At 38.7% G+C, this 24,307-nt stretch carries 27 protein-coding genes; 7 read left to right on the top strand and 20 right to left on the bottom strand.

Features of this window, described 5'->3' with window-relative positions; genetic code table 11:
* Positions 1–47: 47 nt before the first annotated feature.
* The 5 genes from NE848_RS15670 to NE848_RS15650 all read right to left on the bottom strand — a co-directional run bounded on the left by NE848_RS15670 (position 48) and on the right by NE848_RS15650 (position 4,321).
* Positions 48–1,382 (bottom strand): site-specific integrase, encoded by a 1,335-nt coding sequence (locus NE848_RS15670; RefSeq protein ID WP_279344186.1) that lies wholly within the window; start codon positions 1,380–1,382, stop codon positions 48–50.
* Between the two features lie 275 nt (positions 1,383–1,657).
* Entirely contained in the window at positions 1,658–2,218 is a 561-nt protein-coding gene (locus tag NE848_RS15665; RefSeq protein WP_252115419.1) for a hypothetical protein, read from the bottom strand.
* 91 nt (positions 2,219–2,309) lie between these two features.
* Positions 2,310–2,684 (bottom strand): SPW repeat domain-containing protein, encoded by a 375-nt coding sequence (locus NE848_RS15660; RefSeq protein ID WP_252115416.1) that lies wholly within the window; start codon positions 2,682–2,684, stop codon positions 2,310–2,312.
* Between the two features lies 1 nt (position 2,685).
* A complete protein-coding gene (locus tag NE848_RS15655; protein ID WP_252115414.1) occupies positions 2,686–3,249 on the bottom strand; it encodes a vitamin K epoxide reductase family protein in 564 nt (187 codons plus the stop codon).
* Entirely contained in the window at positions 3,242–4,321 is a 1,080-nt protein-coding gene (locus NE848_RS15650) for an NAD-dependent epimerase/dehydratase family protein (RefSeq protein ID WP_252115412.1), read from the bottom strand. Before NE848_RS15650 ends, NE848_RS15655 begins: the two co-directional genes overlap by 8 nt.
* 229 nt (positions 4,322–4,550) lie before the next feature.
* On the opposite strand from NE848_RS15650, the gene NE848_RS15645 reads away from it, so the two are divergent.
* On the top strand, positions 4,551–5,498 hold the full coding sequence (locus tag NE848_RS15645; protein WP_252115410.1) for an aldo/keto reductase: 948 nt from the start codon (positions 4,551–4,553) through the stop codon (positions 5,496–5,498).
* A gap of 21 nt (positions 5,499–5,519) precedes the next feature.
* Here NE848_RS15645 and NE848_RS15640 read toward each other — a convergent pair whose 3' ends face one another.
* From NE848_RS15640 to hisS, 4 genes are all read right to left on the bottom strand, one after another.
* Entirely contained in the window at positions 5,520–6,512 is a 993-nt protein-coding gene (locus tag NE848_RS15640) for an MlaD family protein (protein ID WP_252115408.1), read from the bottom strand.
* A 5-nt stretch (positions 6,513–6,517) separates the two neighbouring features.
* Positions 6,518–7,270 (bottom strand): ABC transporter ATP-binding protein, encoded by a 753-nt coding sequence (locus NE848_RS15635; protein ID WP_252115406.1) that lies wholly within the window; start codon positions 7,268–7,270, stop codon positions 6,518–6,520.
* Positions 7,270–8,052, bottom strand: coding sequence for an MlaE family ABC transporter permease (locus tag NE848_RS15630; protein ID WP_252115403.1), 783 nt, complete (start codon positions 8,050–8,052; stop codon positions 7,270–7,272). The genes NE848_RS15635 and NE848_RS15630 overlap by 1 nt, the downstream gene beginning before the upstream one ends.
* Before the next feature lie 149 nt (positions 8,053–8,201).
* Complete coding sequence (gene hisS, locus NE848_RS15625; protein ID WP_252115401.1) at positions 8,202–9,575, bottom strand: histidine--tRNA ligase; 1,374 nt, start codon at positions 9,573–9,575, stop codon at positions 8,202–8,204.
* A gap of 134 nt (positions 9,576–9,709) precedes the next feature.
* Between hisS and NE848_RS15620 the strand changes: the two genes are divergently transcribed.
* Positions 9,710–10,948 carry an ABC transporter permease gene (locus NE848_RS15620; RefSeq protein ID WP_252115399.1) on the top strand — a complete coding sequence of 413 codons (1,239 nt, stop codon included), beginning with the start codon at positions 9,710–9,712 and terminating at the stop codon, positions 10,946–10,948.
* A gap of 141 nt (positions 10,949–11,089) precedes the next feature.
* On the opposite strand, the gene NE848_RS15615 is transcribed toward NE848_RS15620, so the two are convergent.
* From NE848_RS15615 to rpsF, 4 genes are all read right to left on the bottom strand, one after another.
* A complete protein-coding gene (locus NE848_RS15615) occupies positions 11,090–11,563 on the bottom strand; it encodes a DUF6495 family protein (protein ID WP_252115397.1) in 474 nt (157 codons plus the stop codon).
* Positions 11,564–11,712: 149 nt separating this feature from the next.
* Positions 11,713–12,162, bottom strand: coding sequence for a 50S ribosomal protein L9 (gene rplI / locus NE848_RS15610; RefSeq protein ID WP_252115395.1), 450 nt, complete (start codon positions 12,160–12,162; stop codon positions 11,713–11,715).
* 12 nt (positions 12,163–12,174) lie between these two features.
* Positions 12,175–12,474 (bottom strand): 30S ribosomal protein S18, encoded by a 300-nt coding sequence (rpsR, locus tag NE848_RS15605; protein ID WP_156284614.1) that lies wholly within the window; start codon positions 12,472–12,474, stop codon positions 12,175–12,177.
* 2 nt (positions 12,475–12,476) lie between these two features.
* Positions 12,477–12,815: a 30S ribosomal protein S6 gene (gene rpsF / locus NE848_RS15600; RefSeq protein WP_252115393.1), complete on the bottom strand. Its 339-nt coding sequence runs from the start codon at positions 12,813–12,815 to the stop codon at positions 12,477–12,479.
* A 163-nt stretch (positions 12,816–12,978) separates the two neighbouring features.
* On the opposite strand from rpsF, the gene NE848_RS15595 reads away from it, so the two are divergent.
* Positions 12,979–13,692, top strand: coding sequence for a LytR/AlgR family response regulator transcription factor (locus NE848_RS15595; protein ID WP_252115391.1), 714 nt, complete (start codon positions 12,979–12,981; stop codon positions 13,690–13,692).
* Positions 13,693–13,741: 49 nt separating this feature from the next.
* Here the strand turns inward: NE848_RS15595 and priA are convergent, their stop codons facing one another.
* From priA to nadC, 5 genes are all read right to left on the bottom strand, one after another.
* Positions 13,742–16,195: a replication restart helicase PriA gene (gene priA, locus NE848_RS15590; RefSeq protein WP_252115389.1), complete on the bottom strand. Its 2,454-nt coding sequence runs from the start codon at positions 16,193–16,195 to the stop codon at positions 13,742–13,744.
* Between the two features lie 141 nt (positions 16,196–16,336).
* Positions 16,337–16,762, bottom strand: coding sequence for a DUF2147 domain-containing protein (locus NE848_RS15585; protein ID WP_252115387.1), 426 nt, complete (start codon positions 16,760–16,762; stop codon positions 16,337–16,339).
* A gap of 4 nt (positions 16,763–16,766) precedes the next feature.
* Complete coding sequence (locus NE848_RS15580) at positions 16,767–17,327, bottom strand: chalcone isomerase family protein (RefSeq protein ID WP_252115385.1); 561 nt, start codon at positions 17,325–17,327, stop codon at positions 16,767–16,769.
* Between the two features lie 26 nt (positions 17,328–17,353).
* Positions 17,354–18,277 carry a YihY/virulence factor BrkB family protein gene (locus NE848_RS15575; protein ID WP_252115383.1) on the bottom strand — a complete coding sequence of 308 codons (924 nt, stop codon included), beginning with the start codon at positions 18,275–18,277 and terminating at the stop codon, positions 17,354–17,356.
* Between the two features lies 1 nt (position 18,278).
* On the bottom strand, positions 18,279–19,136 hold the full coding sequence (gene nadC, locus NE848_RS15570; protein ID WP_252115381.1) for a carboxylating nicotinate-nucleotide diphosphorylase: 858 nt from the start codon (positions 19,134–19,136) through the stop codon (positions 18,279–18,281).
* Between the two features lie 51 nt (positions 19,137–19,187).
* Here nadC and rlmH point away from each other — a divergent pair, with 51 nt between their 5' ends.
* The 4 genes from rlmH (at position 19,188) to NE848_RS15550 (ending at position 23,063) form a co-directional block, all read left to right on the top strand.
* The gene (gene rlmH / locus NE848_RS15565; protein WP_252115379.1) at positions 19,188–19,661 is read left to right on the top strand and encodes a 23S rRNA (pseudouridine(1915)-N(3))-methyltransferase RlmH; all 474 of its coding nucleotides are present in this window, start codon (positions 19,188–19,190) and stop codon (positions 19,659–19,661) included.
* Between the two features lie 9 nt (positions 19,662–19,670).
* Entirely contained in the window at positions 19,671–20,243 is a 573-nt protein-coding gene (locus NE848_RS15560) for a non-canonical purine NTP diphosphatase (RefSeq protein ID WP_252115377.1), read from the top strand.
* A gap of 197 nt (positions 20,244–20,440) precedes the next feature.
* A complete protein-coding gene (locus NE848_RS15555) occupies positions 20,441–22,228 on the top strand; it encodes a DEAD/DEAH box helicase (protein WP_252115375.1) in 1,788 nt (595 codons plus the stop codon).
* Between the two features lie 82 nt (positions 22,229–22,310).
* Complete coding sequence (locus NE848_RS15550) at positions 22,311–23,063, top strand: carboxypeptidase-like regulatory domain-containing protein (RefSeq protein ID WP_252115373.1); 753 nt, start codon at positions 22,311–22,313, stop codon at positions 23,061–23,063.
* Positions 23,064–23,067: 4 nt separating this feature from the next.
* On the opposite strand, the gene NE848_RS15545 is transcribed toward NE848_RS15550, so the two are convergent.
* Positions 23,068–23,595 (bottom strand): SRPBCC family protein, encoded by a 528-nt coding sequence (locus NE848_RS15545; protein ID WP_252115371.1) that lies wholly within the window; start codon positions 23,593–23,595, stop codon positions 23,068–23,070.
* Positions 23,596–23,631: 36 nt separating this feature from the next.
* Positions 23,632–24,285: a TrmH family RNA methyltransferase gene (locus tag NE848_RS15540; protein ID WP_252115511.1), complete on the bottom strand. Its 654-nt coding sequence runs from the start codon at positions 24,283–24,285 to the stop codon at positions 23,632–23,634.
* Positions 24,286–24,307: the final 22 nt, after the last annotated feature.

Raw genomic sequence — 24,307 nt, 5'->3', positions numbered from 1 at the left:
ATTTACTCAGGATCTGCTCTTAGACGGTAAATAATTATAAAATTGCATCAATCAAAATTAATAACGCTATCCAATGCCTCATCAGCTTCCCGATGAATAAAATTCGCCTGGTAATTCAGTGTGGTTTTTAAATCACTATGCCTATATAATTTCTGTAGCATTAAAGGGTGAATTCTATCACCTGCAATATTTCCGAAACTATGGCGGGCTATATGATTCGATAATGTTTTATCAATACCACAGAGTTTAGCTATCTTTTTTAAATATGTATTGAGAAGTTTAGTAGTGCTTTTTGTCCGGGTATAAATTTGTTCGGCTTGGGTTTTATCTACTTCCCGTAAGAAAGGAAATAAATATCCATTATTGATTTTCTTATCAGGCCTATAATATTCAATAATAGCCTTAGCCTTATCCGGTATTTTTAAACTTAATGGTTTTCCATTTTTTTCCATGACATAATATAACCGGTCGTCCCTGAAATCAGACCATTTTAATTTAATGACATCTGAAATTCGCATCCCAGCAAAATAGAATGAAAACAACCATATGTTATGAGTATGCCATATAGTTGAATATTTCTCTAGATCGAGTGATTCAATTTTCTCAATTTCTTCTACATTCAATCCTATTTTATTACCTGAGGATATTCTAATTTTTTCCTTTTCACCAGCAAAAGGATAATACTTCTGAGCAATTACTCCTTCGTTAATGGCAATATTATAGAGTGTTCTTATGAAAATAAGCTGGTTGGTTATAGTTCTTGGTTTTTGATTCAGATAAGAAGTACAGAATGTTTTATATTTTCTTATAAATGACTCATCTATATCCCGGAATTTCAGGTTCTCATTTTTTCTAAAATAGGCGACGCCATCCATCCAATGATATTTAGATTTTCTTGAATCGCTAATTCGCTTTAAACGCCGTTGTTTAATCTCTCGAACGGTTTTTGATTTGTTTCTGGAACTCTTTAGATTTATAAATTCTTCGATATTATAAAGTATGGATAATTGTGCTTTTGCAACTGAAAACACCCCTGTATCATATTTACTCTGTATATGTTCAGTAGCAATAGCAAAGAATGATTTTAAACCGTCTGGACCTTTCAATTTTTGCTTTATTTGATTCGGAGTAATTTTAGTTTCTGAATTGAAATAAATATCATCGACTTCAATCATTTTTTTCATCAAAAAATTATTTAACTTTTTAAAGTTTGGATGAGTCTTTCTTACCTTACCAGCAGTGTCATCCCAATCCTTTTCAAAAACAGAATGTCCCAGCCAGACATAATTCGTTTTATAATTTTCGCTAATTCTCAAGGCTAGAGGTATTCTTCCATCCTTCTTTTTCATGTTTTTTCTCAAAACAATCTTCAAATTTGCCATACATTTAAAATTTAAAACCTTGTAATATACCAAATTACCTCCAAAAAACTAGTACAGAATAAGTACAGAATCCGTTGATTTTAAGCCATATTATATGATATCAAAATTTATTAAAAATTCATAATCAATTGATTTTCAGTGCTTTTAACAAGTATTGAACTCTACCAGATTATTTTCATAACCCGGAGGTCCCGAGTTCAAATCTCGGTCTCGCTACTAACAAAAATCCCTCCAAAATTGGAGGGATTTTTGTTTTAAATAATACTATTACAATCTTAATTTCCTTTTTCTGAAATTTCAGCATCCCTGTTCACGTAAGAAGAAACACCGCGTATAAAATCATTAACGATATCTTCCATTGTTTTTTTCGCATCCTGGGTCAAAGGATAAGCCTCACCGTTTATCGAAGAATAAAAGGCCCAGTCCTTTAATCCGCCTACGATTTGGAATGCCGGTGCATCAGGACTTGTAATCTCCACAATTTCAACATCATATCGAATCTTCTGGTTCTCAAACCTGAAGGCCACATCAAACATAGCGTCCCAGGTATATTCGTCACCATCATCTACTATACTAAAAGCCTGAGGTACAAAGACACGATATTCCAGATACTGATCATTTATCTCCCGTGTTCTTGCCTCCTGTGGATTGTCCACGGTGAACTCAGCCCACATTTTGGCTGCAAGAAAAAGTTCAGAATCGGTTTTTCCAGGATATTCACGAATCACCGAATCTTCAAATCCCGCAGGAGAAAGTGTAAATTTATCGGCAGTTTTTTGAGAAAACAGGGGTAATACAAATAAAAATATACAGATCTTCAGGATTAAAATTCTCATAACTCAAAATTTTTGGTTTTTCAGTAAAATACCCAAAATATGCCCCGTTTCCTGTTAAGGCACTGGTAAAAACCTTTAAACTTAACCTAAATCAATTCTGCTTTGTCTTCTGGATATGTTCAGGATTTTGCTGCCATAAAGAAGACCATCCTCCACCGTAATTCTTTTCGATTTTTCCCCTAATAGAAGAAAAAATAAGGACCAGGACTCCTACACCCATATCACTTACTATTGCGATTGTATTTTCATACCCAAGAATCCAGGGAGCAGCCAGTAACCAGATGGCAACAGGGAAATTCCATTTTCTAACCACACGGGTAGCTTCCCACATTGCCACTACCGAAAAGGTTACAATTACAGGACCTAAGATATGGCCGTTATCTGCAGCTGCTGAAGAATACTGAAATATTCCAGGCGTTATCATCAACCATAATCCTAAAGCGGTATTAATAAATCTCGCCCACATATCAGTTTACTTTTTTTATTTCAGACTTTACTCCCCAGAAAGCTTTCCAGGTTGAAGCGCCAGACCTTCTTACACGCTGCATATACTGAAGGCTCGCAAGCATCTCATCCATAGCCGGGCCTATCATAGCTATCGATACCACTGCTGAACAAAGGCATAATGTACACCATGCCGAGAATAATACCGGTTGAAAAACAACCAGCATAACGCTTATAAATCCAAGAGGACCTACAGCAAGACCAAATACAATTACTATCCACGGCATTTTTTTCCATCTACCGGTCCCACCTATTATTCCTGTCACCGCATCAACCAAATAACCAAAAGCGCCAAGGGCTGCATCCGGAATGGGAAGTACATTTGAAACTTTGGAATTAAGGATGGTCACACTACCATTTCCAAAAAACGGTTCCCAAACATTAGTTATAATATCCAGCTGGTAGAGTGCAAGATAACTCGCAATGAAAAATCCAACCATCGCCAGGATTACTATAGGGATCCTTTGAGACCATGTGGCAGGATTATAATCCCATCCCGGGGGAATGTAGTTTACATCGTTACTCATATTTCAGATCATTTTCTTTATACCATGCCTCAGGATCTCTTTTGAGATTTTCAATAATGGCGGGAAGAGTATCCATAACTCTGTGTTTTGGCTCCCAATCCAGATATTCCCTGGCCCTGCTAATATCCAATTCATAATGATCATCTGCACGGTCTATCATCCAGGGTTTTATAAAGGGGTCTCCAACCAAATCCCTGGCCCACGCACCTGCCTTAGCTATACCTTTCGGCATTTCGTAAGTATTCCATTCTTCACCATGTATATGTTTTCCTATCGCATTCTGCAATTCTTTGTAAGTTGGTGTGCTAGGTTCACCTATATTTATTGCGATCTCATGAGGTAGCTTATTTCTTCGCTCAACAGTCTTCAGAATTGCATCCAAAACATCTTCAAGGTGGACAAAAACATTTCCATGGTTAAGTTCTCCGGAATAAAAATGACTTACCAGTTCTTTTTCATATATACGCTTAATCTGCTGACCGATAGGGATTGAATGTCCTTCTTCATCGTATACACCGGCGATTCTTAAGAAAACAGTATCAATATCGTTGTTGTTCTCTCTTATTAATTCTTCTGTAATAATCTTAGATTCCGGATAACCCCAATTCGCTTCCACGGGACAATCCTCATTGATCTTCCTGCCGGGTTTAGTGGGTTTATATATCAGGTTGGAACTGGCATAAATGAACTGGTCCACTTCAAAGTCCTGTAACTGGTTGAGGAACTTCTGTGTACCTTTTATATTGATCTCATCATAACCCGGACTATCTTTAGTATTAAAACTATAATAAGCCGCCAGATGTATCACCGATGCTATTTTACTACCATAGCCGTATCGAATCCTTTCCATAGCGGCATCAATAGCCTTTTCATCGGTTATATCAAAATTCACACATTCGGCCTGTAAGGGTGGATATGGCGGGCCTAATCGATCCAGGCCAACAACCCTGTAATTCTCAGCCAGCCTTTCAATAAGCGGAAAACCAACCAGTCCGCTACTCCCACTAATAATTACTACTTCTTTGTCTTCGGTCCTTGCACCTCTTTCAGGGTGGTCAATGATCTCATCCATATCTCTGGTAGTTAGTTTTGATTAGATTATTGATTCATTTAAATTTAGAAATTACCAGCATCAAGAACAAAGTTTACCTTCCTATAAACTGCTGAATTAACCAAACTTTATTATAATCCAACTTATCTTTAACCTTCAGAGAGTAAAATTTCTTAGATAGAGTTAAAAAATTCTAAATCTAAAGCTTCTCTCATGCTATTTCTTATTTTAAATATCAAAAGTTAAAGCAATGGAATACAAAAGACTCGGAGAAACAGAACTTAAAGCACCTCCCATTATTTTTGGAGGAAATGTATTTGGATGGACAGTAAATGAGAAAGAATCATTTGGGTTACTGGATCAACTCTTTGATATGGGGATCAATATGATAGATACGGCCGACTCCTATTCTCACTGGGCTCCTGGAAATAAGGGAGGTGAATCTGAAACTATTATAGGGAAATGGATGAAAGAACGTGGTAACCGGGATAAAATGTTAATCGCAACCAAGGTCGGTTCCAACCCAGGAAAAGAAGGAAGGGATATTTCAAAGGACTATATTCTAAAGGCTGCTGAAGATTCATTACAACGTCTTCAAACAGATTATATCGACCTTTATTTTACCCATTGGGATGATGATAGAACGCCCGTTGAAGAAACACTGAAAGCCTATCAGATATTGATAGATCAGGGTAAAGTGAGGTATATTGGAGCTTCTAATATATCTATCGAAAGACTGGAAGCCTCACTTAAAGCCTCAAGAAATAAGAATCTGCCTAAATATGAGGTTTCCCAGCCCGAATACAGTCTTATGCAACGAGAGAAATTTGAAGGAAAACTTCAGAAAATCTGTCATGAGAACAATATGGGGGTGACCAGTTATTTCTCATTAGCAAGTGGCTTCCTTACGGGGAAATACAGTACTGAAGAAGATATTGAGGGAAGGGACCGCGAAAAATTCCTACAGGAGTATTTTAATGAAAAAGGTAAAGAGGTATTGAAGGCACTAAAAGATGTTTCAGATCATCATAATATCTCCCAGGCAGCAGTGGCTTTAAGATGGATTATGCAAAGACCGGGTATCACGGCACCCATTGCCAGCGCTACCAAACCTGAACACCTAAAATCTTTTAAGGAGGCAATTAGAACAGAATTAAGTTCTGATGAAATGGATTTGCTTAATAAAGTAAGTTCCTAATTTGACCTAAACTTCGGAGCTTTAATCTTTCATAGCTTTCTTCATCGCTCTTCTTTCCTGGCGCTCCAGTCGCCTGAAATAACCGCGAAACAGGAAATTATCTCTGAGAGCTTCCATATTTTCATCAAGTTTTATGGAGGATTGTTTTATATAAAATAAAGTAGTGTCAATATTCTGCACCAGCTCCTGATCCTGGGTCAAATAATTCAGGGCACCTTCACCATTATCGATACGATTAATCATAGTTTCTACATTTTTAGTGATACCGGCAATGTGGCTACTGGTTGTATCCAGTTTCATTATAATATTCTCTATTCGGTTTCGGGACAGTGTATCCTTGAATAAGGTTCCGGCCAGGCTTTCATCGATGTTTAAATCGGCTAATTCCCTATTGATCTTGCTCATTGCTATAGTCGTCTGCCTGCTCGTCTCCTGCAGGTTCAGAAGTGTTTGCTTAATATTCTTAGCTAGTGTAGAATCACTAACCAGCACTCCCAGAGTCCCTTTGCCTTCCAGTATCTTATTGGTGATCTTTAAAAGATCTGAGGTGAGCAAAGCAGCATTTTCATTGGTTACGTTAAGGGTAGACAACATATCATCAGCACCAATACGGCTATAAGACGCTATGGTATCACCAGGTTTAATTGAGGCTAAATTTTCCTTTCCTGGCAAAATATTCACCACCATACTACCAACCAGACCATCTGTACCAACGGTGGCAATGGCATCTTTTTTAATAAATTTTCCGGTAGACTCCTCCACCATCATCTGCACCAGAATACGTGATTCTGCCAGCATTTCTATTTTACTTACGTTACCCACATTGATCCCGGAGTAACGAACATTATTCCCAATTTGCAAACCATTTACATTTTCAAATTCTGCAAAGACAGGAATGTTCTTAGTAAAAAGATGTTGCCTATTACCTATGTAGTATAGTGCTGAAATGAGTACCAATGTGCCTAAAACCACAAAAACACCTAATCTTATTCGTTGTGAAGTCGATTTTTCCATGATCATTAATTTTTAAAAAAAGCCTGAACCTTTGGGTCTTTAGAATTCGATAACTCCGGAAAGGTTCCTTCGGCATAATTAATCCCGTCCACCAGTAATATCATTCTGTTAGAGATCACCCTGGCGCAATCAACATCGTGGGTTATAATTAGCGACGAGGTATCATATGTATCCTGCACATTCCTCATTAACTGAATGATCTCTTTAGAAGTTATTGGGTCCAGTCCCGTAGTAGGTTCATCATATAATATGATCTCAGGCTTCAGAATAAGTGCACGGGCCAGCGCTACCCTTCTCTGCATCCCTCCCGATAATTCGGCAGGCATCAGGTCTATGGTATGTTCAAGACCTACATTGCTTAGGGCCTCACGAACCAGGGTCTCCGATTTTTCCTTTAATTGAAGTCGTTTCTTATGCCTCCTTAAAGGAAACAGAAGGTTTTCCCGAACCGTCATCGAATCATATAAGGCACTTCCCTGGAACAAAAAACCTATATGGGTTCGCAATATATCCAGGTCTTCCTGCCTGAGTTGTGTAATATCCTGATCCTTTATTTTAATACTTCCGCTATTGGCCCGCATAAGACCCACCAAACATTTTATCATTACTGATTTTCCCGCCCCCGATTTTCCCATCACCACAAGATTCTCACCCTTATACAGCTCCAGATTAAAGCCATTTAGAACTTCGTTCCCTCCAAAGGTCTTTTTAAGATCTTTTATCTCAAGAATGGGTGCTATGCCGTTTTCCAGTTTCATCAGATTCCAAAGAATATATCGGTTACAAAAACAGCAATAAAGTCGATCACAAAGAGCAGCATGGAGGTATATACTACTGCCGCATTTGAAGCCTCTCCTACACCTACCGTCCCTTTTGAACAATAGTATCCCTTGTAACAGCCTACCAGTCCGATAGCAAAACCGAAGAAAAAGGATTTGATCGTAGCAGGAATAAGATCAGAGAATTTCAAAGAATCAAATACCTGGTTGAAATACAGTAAAAATGAAACCTCCCCCTTAATATTCTCTACCAAGGCAGATCCCAGAAGTGCTATGGCATCTCCCAAAAGAATCAATAAAGGCAGCATTAAGGTGGCAGCTACAATTCGGGTAACCACCAGAAATTTAAATGGGTTGGTCCCGGAAACTTCCATGGCATCGATTTGCTCTGTCACCCTCATGGAACCTAGTTCAGCCCCGATACCGGAACCTATTCTACCGGCGCATATAAGGGCGATAATTACCGGCCCTATTTCCCTTACTATGGAAATACTCACCATCGAAGGCATCCAGGATTCGGCTCCAAATTGCATTAAGGTAGGTCTTGATTGCAAAGTAAAGACAAGCCCTAGAATGAATCCCGTTACGCCAACCAGTAACATGGAGCGATTCCCCATGTTATAACACTGTCGCAATAATTCTCTGAACTCAAAAGGAGGTTTGAATACTTCTCGGAAAAAGCGGCCTGTGAAATAGGCAATATCCCCTATTTCTTCAAAAAAGCTTTTTACGTTATCCCATACGGTATTAGAAGCCACCATATTCCAGATTTTTTAACCTAAGATAGACTTAAAAAAGATCTGGGAACATGATAATAATCAGCTATAAGCTGCTAAGAATAAGTAAATATATGAATGATAATCAGAAGATTAACTATTCGATAATTAAAATAACCTAAGAACCTGAACTCCTAGCTGTTAAGTTTCTGCTTCAGCTCTTCAAGAGAAAGACTGGATTGTTCACCAGACTTCATGTGCTTTAAGGTGAATTTTTGCTGACTCATTTCTTCTTCTCCTGCCAGAACCACATAAGGAATATCCCTTTTATCGGCATATTTCATCTGTTTTCCCATTTTAGCCGAATCAGGATAGAGTTCTGCCACAATGTTCTCATTACGCAATTTTTCAACCGCCTTCATAGCATACATGGCTTCCTTATCTCCAAAATTGATAAAAAGGACTTTTGTATTCTGTGTAACGGTTTCGGGAAAAAGATCTAGTTCTTCAAGTACGAGATAGATGCGGTCAAGACCAAAGGAAATCCCTATCCCGCTCATATCTTTCAGGCCAAAAATACCCGTAAGATCATCATAACGGCCACCTCCTCCTATAGAACCCATTTTCACAGCTTCCGGAGCGGCTACCTCGTAGATCGCACCTGTATAATAGTTCAGTCCTCTTGCCAGGGTCACATCAAGATCCAGTTTGGCAATTTTCAAAGGCATCTCTTCTATTGCATTCTGAATGAATTCGAGCTCTTCAATTCCTTTTCGTCCTATTTCAGAAGTTTCCAAAATTGTTTTCAGACCTTTGATCTTATCAGAAAAAGTTCCCTGAAGATTAAATATTGGCTGAAGTTTTTTGATTGCTTCCTCAGAGATTCCTTTCTCGCGCATTTCCTTTTTAACTCCTTCCTCGCCTATTTTGTCAAGCTTATCCAGGGCCACCGTAAAATCTATCAGCTTATCCTTTTCTCCAATCACTTCGGCAAAACCTGAAAGAACTTTACGGTTATTGATCTTAATTGTGACACCTTCAAGGCCTAGACCATTAAAAACCGAATCATACAATTGTACAAATTCAACCTCCTGCCAAAGACTTTTACTGCCTACAACATCGGCATCACACTGAAAGAATTCCCTGAACCTGCCTTTTTGAGGACGGTCAGCTCTCCAAACCGGCTGTATCTGGTAGCGCTTAAATGGAAATTCGATCTCATTTTGATGTTGCACCACATAACGGGCAAAAGGCACCGTTAGATCGTAACGCAATGCTTTCTCACTGATAGAAGGCGTCAGCTTAATGCTGTCCTTTTCATCCAGAGCATCTTTATCAGCTTTTCTTAAAAAATCCCCTGAATTAAGGATCTTAAAGATCAGCCGGTCACCTTCATCACCATATTTTCCCATAAGGGTTGAAGAATTCTCAAAACTTGGAGTTTCTATCGGCTGAAAACCGAATCTTTTGAATTGCCTTTTGATGGTCTCAAAAATATAGTTTCGCTTTGCGACTTCTTCCGGTGAAAAATCCCTTGTACCTTTTGGTATGGATGGTTTTTGTGCCATGATCTGTATTAAGCTGAATTTGCTATTTAGGATTGCAAATATCTTAATTTTTAAGCGAACCCAAACAAATTTGAAATTTTAAGTAACAAAGTTCTAATTTTATAGTCTAACCGATAAGACCGAAAATCAGCCACATGTTTTCACTCCTTCGGGAAAATATAAGGATCGCACTTAACTCCATAAGGAGTCAATCATTAAGAACCATTCTTACTGTACTTATCATTGCGATTGGAATAACTGCCCTCGTAGGGATTTTAAGTGCCGTAGCGGCGCTTGAAAACACGATCAGCAAGGATTTTGCCTCTATGGGAGCCAACACCTTCAATATTCAGCGCTATGAATTTCGTACCCAGAGCTTCGGAAACGAAGAAAGGAAGATAAATCCTATAATCAGCTACAGGGAAGTCAGGGAGTTTGAAGAAAAGTATGAATATCCTTTTACAGAAACCGCCATTTCTTTCACCGGAACCAGTTCAGCAGAAATTAAATATGAGAATGAAAAGACCGATCCTGAAATTTCGGTGATGGGAGTAAATGAATATTATCTGGAAAATTCGGGACTTGAAGTTGAAAGCGGGAGAGAGTTCAATGTTTTTGACATAAAGAACAATAATAATGTAGCAGTGATAGGCTCCGATTTTAAGGATGGAATATTCAAAGGTTTTGACCCGATGAATAAGACCATCAGCATTCGGGGAGCAAAGTTTAAGGTAATCGGTGTTCTGGAATCAAAAGGAAGTACTTTTGGAAACAATCAGGATCTGCGTGTATTTATTCCCATTCAGCATGCGCGTTCCCTTTTTTCGCAACCTAATATCAATTACAGCCTTAGCGTGAAGGTAGAAGACAAGGAAGTATTGGATGCGGCAATGGATGAAGCTATTATTACTTTCCGAAATATTCGGGGACTAAGTCCAAAAGAAGAAAATAATTTTGGGCTGGAAAGAAGCGATGACCTTATAAACCGTATACTTAGAATAACCGGCGCGCTTAATATAGCAGCCTGGATCATCTCCATAATTACCATTTTTGGTTCTTCTATCGCTCTTATGAACATCATGCTGGTAACTGTAACCGAAAGAACCCGTGAAATAGGTGTTAGAAAGGCTCTAGGAGCAAAAAAGAATACTATCGCCACTCAGTTCTTCCTGGAAACGCTTGTTATCGGACAGATTGGTGGTTTACTCGGGATAATACTGGGGATAACAATTGGCTATATAGTTTCAAGTTCCCTGGATTTCAATTTTACCACTCCGTGGAAAGCCATGCTATGGGCAACCGGAATTACCGTCCTGGTTGCTATTCTGGCCGGCAGTTATCCGGCAGCAAAGGCAGCTAAGCAGGATCCTATTGAGTCACTGCGTTATGAATAAACTAATTTGAAAACTTACCAATTTGAAGATTTGAAAGTGAAATTCTAAAGCTTTTCTCTTTTAATGCGCATCAAGTTAAGAATAGCTTCATTGCTTAATTCGTTTATTAAATTATAGATGCATTTTCAAATTGTCTAATTATTAGTCCTGAACCACGTTTTCAAAATACTTATAAAGCTCTCCTTTCGTGATATTCGCTCCCTGTTTAATAAGCGCAAAAATATCCTTATTTCTATCTTCACTTATCGCTTTTGTTGAAGTATAGATATTTACCGAATCATCCAGCAAATTATTCTGTAACCAGGAGTAACCTTCTCTGGTAGTAATATCTATTGCTCCATTCTCAACCTTTACAGCAATAAGATTGATGGTGGCTGCTGTAATTTGAAAAAGAAATATCTGGTTCGGAGAAAAATGCTCAAGGTATTCCACTTTATTGAGAACGCCTTCCCAGATTAGGTCACTAAAAATATCCATTTCCTCCTCAGCGACCTTTGGCTTCTCTTTTTTGATCTTTTCCCATTCATCTGCAGTTATAGATTGTGTTGCCAGGAAATTGATAAATTCCTGGTGCATTTCCTCGAACTGCTCTTTGGTCAATCTTGCGTATTTCATAATGGTGATTTTCCATAATTTTAATGAGTTCCCGAAATTCTTCGGGATTAGTTCAACTAGGAATTTTGCCTATAGTCAAAATTCAGTTTCACTAAAATAAAAAAAGCCCACTCAAAATTTGAGCAGGCTTATGCTATGAGTAAAATAAATTAAGCTTCTCCTACAACGTCGAAGGTAAAGTTTGAAACCACTTCACGATGAAAACGTAAAGTTGCTTCGTACTGTCCTAAACGTTTGATGTTACCACCGGCGATGCTTATATATTTCTTTTCGATCTCTACACCTTCTTTTGCCAGTGCATCAGCTAAATCTCCATTAGTGATGGAACCGAACAACTTATCACCTGCCCCTGCTTTTGCAGTAAGCCTGATTTCAAGGCTGTTAAGTTTTTCAGCTTGTTTTTTAGCTTCGTCGATATGCTTTTGTTCCTTATAAGCACGCTGCTTTAAAGTTTCTTCAAGAACCTTTCTTGCAGAAGGAGTTGCCAGTTCAGCAAAACCCTGAGGTATAAGGTAATTACGACCATACCCGTTTTTTACGGATACCACGTCGTCTTTAAAACCTAAGTTATCTACGTCTTTTTTAAGTATCACTTCCATAACTGCCTCTTTTTATTTTAATAAATCACCTACATAAGGCATTAATGCTAAGTGACGAGCACGCTTAACGGCTGTAGCCACTTTTCTCTGGAACTTCAAGGAAGTACCTGTTAAACGACGGGGTAATAATTTTCCCTGTTCGTTCACAAAGCCCATTAAGAAATCAGGATCTTTGTAATCTACATACTTGATACCAGATCTCTTAAACCTACAGTACTTCTTCTTTGTAGTGGTTTCTATATTAAGCGGAGTTAGATATCTAATCTCTCCGTCTTTTTTTCCTTTTGCCTGTTGTTCAATAGATGTTGCCATGATTACGCTTTTTCCTTGTTACGTTTTCTTCTTTTTTCAGCCCAGGCGATCGCGTGCTTATCTAACTTCACAGTAAGATAACGCATCATGCGCTCGTCTCTTCTAAACTCAAGTTCCAAAGGCTCAATAACTTCACCAGGAGCCTTAAATTCGAATAAGTGGTAGAACCCACTTTTTTTGTGCTGGATTGGATAAGCAAGCTTTCTAAGCCCCCAATCTTCTTTAGCTACCATCTCGGCCCCTTTCGAAACAAGAAAATCTTCGTATTTCTTAACTGTTTCCTTTATCTGCTCATCAGATAAAACGGGATTCAAGATGAAAACAGTTTCATAATTGTTCATAAAAATTTACTTTAAATTAAATCGGGTGCAAAAATAGAATTATTAATTGATATTTCAAAGCCTATTAAGAAGGATAAAACACTATTTTTGTCGGTGAAAAAATATTTTACCTTGTATTTCTTATATTTAATGAGTAATATTGTTAATGCCTAACTTATAAACCGTGGAAGAAGTTTTACTCAAATGTGCTGTCGTAGATGATTCCAGCCTTCAACGGCTGTCTATCGTAAAATTGATCAAGGATCATCCTAATCTAAAGCTGGTAGCAGAATATAATAACGCTATTGAGACCAAGAACGGGCTTCTTGATACAGAAACAGACCTTATCTTTCTTGATATTGAAATGCCAATTCTTTCTGGTTTCGAACTTTTAGACAACCTTCCAAACAAACCGCAAATTATATTCGTAACCGGTAAAACAAAATATGCCTTTAAAGCATTTGATTATGACGCGGTTGATTACATTCATAAACCGGTTACTAAAGAGCGTTTCAACAACGCTGTAAATAAAGCTGTAAATCTTTATAAACTGAAACACCAGACTCCGGTTCCGGAAGATGATGATTTCATATTTGTAAAGAGCAACCTTAAGAACAGAAAGGTTTTTCTTAGTAAGCTGAAGTATATTCAGGCGCTTGGAGACTATGTGAAATTTGTGACCGAAAAGGACAATTTCGTTGTACTGGCCACCATGAAGTCTTTTGAAAAGCAGCTGCCAAGCGACCGTTTTTTAAGAACCCATAAATCTTATATTGTAAACCTCGATAAGATAGAGCGCTACAATAGTAAGAACATAGAAATAGACAAGGAAAAACTTCCGCTAAGCCGTCACAAGAAGAATGATCTTGTTGAAGCTTTAAGCGCAAGTCAGGAATAGAACTAACACCCTTAAATATTTTCTAAAGCCATTCAACTGAATGGCTTTTTTATTGTGGATCTACGTTAACTATTACTCTAACCGACCTGAAAGCACCTATCGCTCTAAAACTTGTTAATATCCTCTGAACCACTTTCTTGGTTTTGCCCAATGATTGTTTTTGTGGAATTTTCACAAGAATATTCTTATAATATTCATTTCTTATTCTGGCCACCGGAGGAAATTCTGGCCCCAACACATAGCGGTCAAAAACATTTTCCAAAGCTCTGGCTAGCCAGTCAGCCGCCTCATTCGTCTTTGAATAATCCCGGCATTTTAGGGTTAACCGTATTAAGCGATAATACGGAGGATACTGGTACTGATACCTGTCTTCCAGCTGCTCCTTATACATTTCGGTATAAGCCCCGGTAGAGACCTGCTGAATAATCTGGTGATGTGGATTATAGGTTTGTATGAGAACTTTCCCTCTTTTTTTAGTCCTTCCGGCACGGCCGGCTACCTGTTGCATGAGCTGGAAACTTCTTTCATGTGCCCTGAAATCTGGAAAGTTCAGAAGATTATCTGCATTCATAATACCTACAAGACTAACTTTTCTAAAATCAAGACCCTTTGTAAGCATCTGTGTTCCTATGAGTATATCGGTTTCGTGAGCTTCAAAGGCGGTGATTATTTTCTCATAGGCATATTTCCCCCGGGTGGTATCCTGGTCCATTCTTGCAATATTATGCTCGGGAAACAGAGCCTTTAATTCGGTCTCTACCTGCTCTGTTCCGAAACCCTTTGTAGTGATCTCATTACTCCCACAGGCCATACATTGTTGCTGCATTGCGATATGATAACCGCAATAATGGCAACGTAACTGGTTGTTGTGACTGTGAAAGGTGAGACTTACGTCGCAGTTAGGGCACTGAGGCGAATGCCCGCAGGTATTACATTCCATAATTGGAGAAAAACCCCTTCTGTTCTGAAAGAGGATCACCTGCTCCTCTTCTTTAAGGCTTTCCTTTATTTCATCCAGTAACCTTTCGGAAAAATGTCCGGTCATTTTTTTCTTACGGTGAGCTGTTTTAATATCTACTATCTCCACTTCAGGCATTAGAACATTTCCATACCGCCGGGTGAGTTCCACCAATGCATATTTATTATGTTCTGCATTGAAATAAGACTCAGTAGAAGGGGTAGCCGATCCAAGAACTATACTGGCCTTAAACAGATTTGCCAGTACTACCGCCGAATCACGGGCATGATATCGCGGCGCAGGATCGAATTGTTTAAAGGTAGACTCATGTTCTTCATCAACCACTATCAAACCAAGATCCTGAAAAGGAAGGAATATACAGGATCTTGCTCCTAGTATTATCCTGCCTTTTTCTGAATTGTTCAGCACATGTTTATAGATCTCCACTCTTTCATTCACCGAATATTTACTGTGATATACCAGTACTTTTTCTCCAAAATAATCCTGAAGACGCTTTATAAGCTGAGTGGTGAGCGCTATTTCCGGTAAAAGATAGAGAGCCTGTTTACCTCTATTTATAGCCTCTTCAATAAGTTTGATATAGATCTCTGTTTTTCCGGAAGAGGTTACACCATGCAAAAGACAAACCTTGTCCTCTTCGAAGTTTTTACGGATCTCATCAAAAGCCTGCTGCTGAATTTTATTGAGAATAATCTCTTGATTCGAAATCTCACCCTGATAGTTTATTCGATCTGTCTCCTGGTAGAATTCCTCAAAAATACCCTTATCGATAAGGCTCTTAAGAGTTCCACTATTCGCCCCTGATTCCTTAATCAGTTTTTTTGTTTTTAAGGCCTTTTTTGATTTAGCGGTTATGGAAAAATAGCTTAGAAGAATTTCCCTTTGCTTGGGTGCACGGGAAAGATCGTCCAGTAACCGATGCATCTCACTTTCGGCCTCATAAGCTGGATTCAGCCTCACATACCTCACTTCCTTAGGTTTGAACTGCTCATAAATTTCCTGATCGAGGTCTACCAGGTCTTTCATCACCAGTTTATTGATTACCGGCAGAACCTTTTTCCTGTCAAGAAGTTGCTCCACCTCATGGATTTTCATGGATGACTGTCGTTGTAAAGCTTCTGTTACCAGATATTCATCATCGCTAAGTTCCACAGAATCAGGCTGAGCATCTTTTCTTAATTTTACGATACTTTCACTCTCCAGTAAAAAAGGGCCGGGTAAGGCCGCTCTCATCACATCACCTTCCGCACACAAATAATAAGAGGCAATCCATTTCCAGAAAGTAAGTTGCTCCTTTGTTAGCAAAGGTTTCTCATCGAGTATCTGGTGTATGGGTTTGGCTTCATACACTTCTGGCGGATTCTGGTGTATTTCTGCAACGATCCCTGTATATATCCTGTTCTTACCAAACTGTACCGCAAGCCGCATTCCCGGTTGTATGAAACTGGCTTCCTCCGGTGATAGGCTGTAGGTAAAACGCTTTTCCAGTGGTAACGGTAAAATCAGGTCGGCGAAATAGGACATTTATAGCTGGTTAGTTTATGCGATAGAAAAAGCTGCTTCTAAAGTAATTTACTTTCAAAGTAATAACCCAAAAATATTAAGAATCTTTAGTTATTTGAAAGTAAAGCTAAAACTTTAAAAACAGCTTTTCCTTATTTTAATTTATTCGGCTCTACGCCATGTCTTTGTTTTATAGAAAAAAGCCAGATATCCCCTTACCTTTAAAATATCAGGATTATCATCATCCAGCCAGATCTTGCAGCGGTACTTCTTTCCAGATTTGGGATCCACAATTGTACCATTTACATATTCATCTCCTTCTTTTTTAAGACCTTTCATGAGTTCCATCCCTTCTATCGGCTCATCTTTGAGGTCTCCTTCACACTTCGTACAGCGCCTGTCACGATCTTCTTCTTTAATGATACGGTCAACCTTACCATACACCTCATCACCTTTTTTATAAATCTCAATAATAGAATTGACCTTTCCTTCAGAATTGGTATTCTTCCATTTTCCCACAACACTTTGAGAATGGGTAGCGAATGGTAAAAATACCAGTAGTAAAAGATGTAGCAGGGTCTTTTTCATAGATCTATTTGCCAAGCATTGCTTCTTTCAGGTCGTCATCGGCGGGCTTATTAGAAAGCCATATTCCAAACAATGCCTTTTTGAAATCCATACCTTCTATGGTTCCTAATTCTTTATCATTCTTATAGGCAACAACTCCCTTGGATGGGATATAAACTATGTCGAAAACATCATGCTTTTTAATCTCTTCCATAAAAAAGCTTCTGAATTTTTCGATCTTGGGTTCTAAAGGCTTTGTATTCCCGGAAGTAGAATTCTCAAATCCTTCATTTACAGCGTCAATCATCTTATCACTTGAGATAAGCTTGGAAACAATATGCAGTTTAATGCTCATAGGTTGGTCTTCCGAAATTATTTCACGGGCATTTGAAGATTTTTGAGCAAGATAAAGCCCGCCTGCATAAAGGTCTATCCATAGTTTCTCTCTTACACCGGCACCATTTAACTGTAGATTCTGTCCCTGAAAAGTCACTTTATTAGGAAGGGATACCCCGCCAACTTCTGTTTGGGCAGTGGCAAAATTAAGCCCCATCAGGGCGATCATGATAAAAATTATTTTCTTCATTATTTAAGGTTTAAGTTCAGCTAAAGTTATTTAAATTTCCTTTTCAATTTTATTAATGAGAGGTTTAGTTCAAACCCCAGAAGTAACATGTTGGAATTGAGCCATATATAAAACATCAGTATCAAAAGAGCTCCAATAGAACCATATAGTTCATTATAACTTGAAAAATTCGTGATATATAAACTGAACAAGAAGGTGGTTATTAATATGAGAATAGTTGTGAACAATGCTCCTACCGAAAAAAACCTGGCCTGCCTGGCCTCCCTGGTTCCAAAATAATACAGTATTGCAACAGCAGTATAGATCAGTATTATAAATCCAATATATTTAATAAGATCAGCACTAAAACCATTCGCATTCACCATTCCCAGTTCAATAAGATCATCAATAGCGTAAGTTATATAAACCGCTCCTATCACTGATATGAGCAACAACAGTGCCAATATAAGTGAAACACCTACCGCAACGGCATATTGCCTTGGGATTGATCTGTTGGTTCTTGTGTGATAGCTGAATTCAAAGCCCGTGAAGATCGCGTTCACCCCATTGGTCATCAAAAAGATAGACAAAATAAATGCGACAGATAATAGTCCTCCCCTTGGGGTATTCGCTATATCGTAGAATATATCCCCAAAGAATTCGGAAGTATTAGGAGGTAAAAGAGTTTCCATAAATAACAGGAACTCTATCTGGAAATCATCTATAAAGGTGATATATGGAATCAGGTTCAGAACAAAAAGCAGAAAGGGAAAAATCGCCATAAAAAAGCTAAAAGCGATAGAGCTTGCCCGGGTAGAAAATGTTCCTTTTATGATCCCTCCCCAGTAAATTATCCAAAGATTATAAAGCGATAAACCTTCTAAACCAGGCAGGATTATCTTCTTGGTCTCTCTCTTCCACCATTCCGATAATTCATCGAGTTTAGATTGAATCGCTTTTTTTGGGGCCATATTAAACGGCTTTTAAGCTAAGGTCCAGGTTATGTACAGAATGGGTCAGGGCTCCGCTCGAGATAAAATCCACTCCACATTCAGCATAACTTCGCGCCGTTTCAAGGGTGATACCTCCACTGGATTCTGTCAGGCACTTGCCGTTGATGAGTTCTACTGCCTTACGGGTATCTTCGAAACTAAAATTATCAATCAGAATTCGGTAAATACCATCCGACCTAAGAATCTCCCTTATTTCATCCATATCTCTGGCTTCGACAATGATCTTTAGATCAAGACCTTTATCTTTAAGATAGGCTTTGGTTTTTTCAATTGCCTTAGTGATACCGCCTGCAAAATCTATATGATTATCTTTGAGCATTACCATATCATACAGCGCGAAACGATGGTTCTCTCCTCCACCAATTTTGACTGCCCACTTTTCCAAAGCTCTGATTCCAGGCGTTGTTTTACGTGTATCTAGAATTTTGGTTTTGGTTCCTTCCAGCTTCTCGACAAATTCAGATGTTTTGGTAGCGATCGCACTCATACGCTGCATGGCATTCAAAACAAGTCTCTCGGCTTTCAGAATGCTTTGAGAAGAACCTTCCACATAAAAAGCAATATCACCGCGTTTCACCGGTTCTCCATCCTTTAGGAGGATGTCCAGCTTCATCTCGGGATCCACATATTCAAATACTTTTATGGCAAATTCAACACCGGCAAGAATCCCCTGATCCTTTACGAGCAATTTGGCTTTTCCGGTAGCGCTTTGAGGAATGCATGCCAGGGAACTGTGATCTCCATCTCCAACATCTTCCCTGATCGCATTTTTTATGATAATTTCAATTTCTTTTTCGAATTGTTCCGGTGAGATCATTTTCTCTGCTTATTTTTGTAAATGTAGTAAAGTCTGTACTAAAATCACGGGATGACCATAAAATTAGTCTGTATAGGAAAAACAGATAAAAAGGAACTTGAAGAATTAATAGACATCTATTCTAAAAGGCTTCAGCACTATATCAAATTTGAACTTGAGATAATTCCTGATCTTAAAAAGACGAAAAACCTTGATGAGAGTCAGCAAAAATCGAAGGAAGGCGAACTGATACTTTCCGGTGTTCAGAATTCAGATTTCCTGGTTCTTCTAGATGAAAACGGAAAGCAATTCAGCTCAGAGACATTTTCAGAATATATTCAGAAACGAATGAATACAGGCCTTAAAAGACTGATTTTTGTTATTGGCGGACCTTATGGTTTTTCTGAAGAGGTATATAAAAGAGCCGATTCCAAGGTGTCACTTTCAAAAATGACTTTTTCACACCAAATGGTAAGATTATTCTTTACAGAACAGCTGTACAGGGCCTTTACCATTTTAAAAAATGAACCATATCACCATCGTTAACACTTAGCTATGAAATTAGTATTCGCAACGCATAACCGAAATAAATTCATCGAGATAAAAAGCTTACTACCGGGGCATATTGAGTTACTGTCGCTTGATGATATTGGCTGCAAGGAGGACATTGAAGAGACAGGCGATACTATTGATGAGAATGCAATTATAAAAGCAGACTATGTTAGAAACCATTATGGTTATGACTGCTTTGCCGATGATACAGGGCTGGAAGTAGACTCTCTGAACGGAGCACCCGGGGTATATTCGGCGAGGTATGCCGGCGATGATAAAGATGACAAAGCCAATGTACGGAAATTACTGAACGAATTGGAGAAAAGAAATGACAGGACTGCTCGCTTTAAAACGGTGATTGCCCTTAATCTCAAAGGCAACGAAAATCTCTTTACAGGGGTTTGCGAAGGCTTCATTTTACATGAACAAAGAGGAACCAACGGCTTCGGATATGACCCGGTTTTTCTTCCGAAAGGTTACGATAAGAGTTTCGCTGAAATGGATCTGAGCGAGAAATCGAAGATCAGTCATCGTGCCATGGCCTTCAGGGAACTAATCGAATACCTTTCGAGATAAAGCAAATTCCGAGAGTATTTCGTACTGATTTTCAGGATTAAAGAACAAATTGTTTCCAATCTAAAATAAAAGCGTACATTTGCCGCTTGAAAAATTCCTCAGGGTGAGGATGTGTTGCTGGAAGTTTAGGTTTAAGTATGTCGATTCGCTTCTTATGTAACACTTACATATCATAATCGAATACTTACATAAAACGAATGAACGCATTCCAAAAACTTGGACTGGACACAGACGTGTTGCAGGCCATTAACGACATGGGCTTTGAAACTCCAAGTGAAGTCCAGGACAAATCAATACCAATCTTATTAGCACAGGAAACAGACCTGGTAGCACTGGCCCAAACAGGAACCGGAAAAACCGCTGCTTTTGGTTTTCCTCTTATTCAGAAGATTGATTCCAATTCAAAGAAAACACAGGCCTTAATACTTTCACCAACCCGTGAATTGTGTTTACAGATCACCAATGAGCTTAAGAACTACTCAAAGTATAAAAGATCTTTAAATGTGGTTGCAGTCTATGGTGGAGCAAGTATAACAGAGCAAGCCAGATCTATTGAAAGAGGAGCTCAGATCATTGTAGCTACTCCGGGTAGAATGCAGGATATGATCAGAAGAAAACTGGCAAACATTTCCTCTATAGGATACTGTGTGCTTGATGAAGCTGATGAAATGCTGAATATGGGATTCTATGAAGATATTAAAAGCATCCTTTCCCATACTCCAAAAGAAAAGAAAACCTGGTTATTCTCTGCGACCATGCCTAAGGAAGTTGCGAAGATCGCTTCAAAATTCATGAACAACCCGGTTGAGATCACAGTTGGCTCCAAGAACACAGGAACTGCGAATGTTTCTCACGAATATTACCTTGTTAACCACCGTAACAGATATGATGCCTTAAAAAGGCTTGCTGACGCTAATCCTGATATCTTTTCGGTTATCTTTTGCCGTACAAAGCGAGACACACAGAAGGTTGCTGAAAAACTGATAGAAGATGGATACAATGCGGCAGCGCTTCACGGAGACTTAAGTCAGAATCAGCGTGACCTGGTAATGAAAAGTTTCAGGACCCGCCAGATCCAGATGTTGGTTGCGACCGATGTTGCTGCAAGGGGGATTGACGTTGATGACATTACTCATGTGATCAACTATCAGTTACCAGATGAGATTGAGACCTATACTCACCGTAGCGGTAGAACAGGAAGGGCCGGAAAAAATGGAGTGTCAATGGTGATCATTTCAAAAAGTGAAGTTCGTAAGATCAGAACTATTGAAAAGATCATACAACAAAAATTTGAACAGAAAGAAATTCCTGATGGAAAAGAAATATGTAAAATTCAGCTTTTCCATTTAGCCAATGACATAAAGAAGACCGAGATCAACCATGATATCGATCCTTATTTACCTACCATCAACGAGGCCCTGGAAGAATTCACTAAAGAAGAACTGATCAAGAAATTCTTCTCTGTTGAATTTACCCGCTTCTTTAATTATTATCAAAAAGCTCCCGATCTTAGTTCAGAATCTGCAGGTGGAAGACCCGAAGTTTCTGAAGGGAATACGAGGTATTTCATAAATGTCGGTTCAAAAGATAGTTTTGACTGGCAAAGCCTGAAAGACTTCCTTAAAGAAGTACTTAATCTTGGAAGAGATGATGTTTTCAAGGTAGACGTTAAAGGAAGCTTTTCATTTTTCAATACCGATGAAAAACATGCAGAGCTTGTGTTAGGTACTTTCACCGAGTTCCAGCACCAGGGTAGGTTCATAAATGTAGAGATCACCAAAGACCAGAAGTCTGAAAAGAAAGGAAGACGCAGAGAACGCGGCGGAGGTAGAAAAAATAATTCCAGAAGCTTTGATGATAGTAAGAATGGAAGTTTCGGAAAAAGAAAGAGGTCATCAGACAGAAATGATAAAAAAGGTGGAAGAAAAGGAAGTCGAAACAAGAATATTGAAAACTCATTAAAGAGAAGACGATCCAAAGCTTAATTAAATGAGAAAATGCCAGACTTAATTCTCTAAGTTTGGCATTGTTTTTTATAAGGATTTTATATTTTTAGGCCCAGTTGTTATGAAAAACACCTTTTTAATATTTTTTCTTCTTTTCACAGGTTACCTCTCTGCTCAGGATGTGGTTTCAGGAACCGTGATGAATGCCGCAAACGATAAACCCATAGAGAACGTTCATATTGTAAACCTCAACCAGGTAAAGGGAGCGGTTACAAATGAAAATGGTGAATTTCAACTTCAGGCTACTGTTAATGACACGCTGTATTTTTCATATCTGGGCTTCAGGTCGATAAGGGTACGAGTGACGAACGACTGGTTGAAATACGGAAATGTAAAGGTGAAAATGACTGAACTGGGTTTTGCCCTGGAAGAGGTAACGGTAAACTCTGTAAATCTTACAGGGTATCTTGAGATAGATGCCAAGAACATTCCAATTTACGATAACAGGCGTTACAGTATTTCAGGCCTTAATACGGGCTATGAAGGTGGTGACACCTCCCCGAGTGCAGTTACCAGGGCTTTAAGTTCATTGTCTAATCCTGCAGATCTCGTCTATAATATATTCGGAAACAGGCCACGCCAGATGAAGAAACTTCGGCAGATGAAACAGGATGAGAACATTAGAGAGCTTTTAAGAAACAAATTTGACCGGGAAACCTTAATGGCCCTTCTTCAGGTAAACAGAGCTGAAATAGATGAAATTCTTAATAATTGTAATTATTCCGAGGATTTTATGAAAACGGCCAACGATCTTCAGATCCTGGATGCTATTAGCAGTTGTTATGAAGAATATAAGGTTCTTCAGAAGAAATAATCAATTATTCTTCAAGGATACGTTTTAAATCTTTCAGACCTTTTTCAAAATTTTCTCCAAGAGCTTTTTCCGGTGAATAAAAAAGGCTAATGATCGTAAGTGGAAAGGCGAGATGTCCTCTTACCCCCCATACCATTTTTGTTTTTTCCTGCTCCAGTTCTTTAACCCCAATATATGTAAGCGCATTTACCTTAACGGGCTTTATGAAGAGTATCTTTGTTTCAAATATTCTGCCCTGTCTTGCTTTTACGATTCTCTGGATCCCCTCACCTACTTTTTTATTTCCTTTCCAGTAGAAACTCGCTCCAGGTTTCCCATCTTCTCCTTTGTATTTCATAATAGCATCAGGATCCCTGGAGAACCAGGGATTCCATAAAGCTTGTTTTTTTAACTGCCTTACAAAATTATAGACCTCTTCCCTGGACCTATTGATCACCACGGTTCGGCTTATATCATAGTCTTTCCTGGCCCATGCATGCAAGAAGGCAAAGAAGGTGATAATAGCTATAATCAGATAAAAGAACAGTGTCATTGGTTGGCTATATGGGCGGTAAAAAGTTACAAATAATTACTGATTCAGGAAGCGTTCAATTATTTGATCTGAATTTTTTATCGTTTTTTTTGTCCAGTCCATTCTTATCAGGTTTTTTTCTTCATCGGTAAGACGCCATTCCACATCCGAATTTTTAAGTTTTTGAGTAAGGGTATGTAAGATGATAGCTGCTGAAACGGAAATATTCAGACTTTCAGTAAAACCAACCATTGGGATCTTGATGGTCGCATCGGCTTCCTCCACGACCTCATCAGACAGGCCTTCCTTTTCGGTTCCAAAGAAAATAGCAGAACGTGAAGAGATATCAAAATCATCCAGCAAAAGTGAATCATCATGCGGGCTCGTAGCCACGATCCTGTAGCCTTTATTTCTTAGGTTACTGATGCATTCACGGGCAGAATTATACCGGTTAATATCCACCCATTTCTGGGCTCCCATCGCGATCTCCTTATCTATCCTCCTGGGAAATTTCTCTTCGATCACATGAATGTTCTGTATACCAAAGACATCACAGCTTCTAACTACAGCACTGGTATTATGCAGTTGATAGACATCCTGGGCAACAAGGGTAATATGATTGGTACGCTCTTCAAGCACCTTTTCGAAAAGGGCTTTTCGCCTGGGAGTAAGATAATCCTGGAGGTAGGTTAGAATTCTTTGGTCAAACATAACGAGTGTAAAAATAAAAAAA

Source organism: Gramella jeungdoensis, assembly GCF_023805255.1.
GTDB lineage: Bacteria > Bacteroidota > Bacteroidia > Flavobacteriales > Flavobacteriaceae > Christiangramia > Christiangramia jeungdoensis.
Note: the sequence above shows the minus strand (reverse complement) of the source record. Positions and strands in the feature narration are given on the sequence as shown.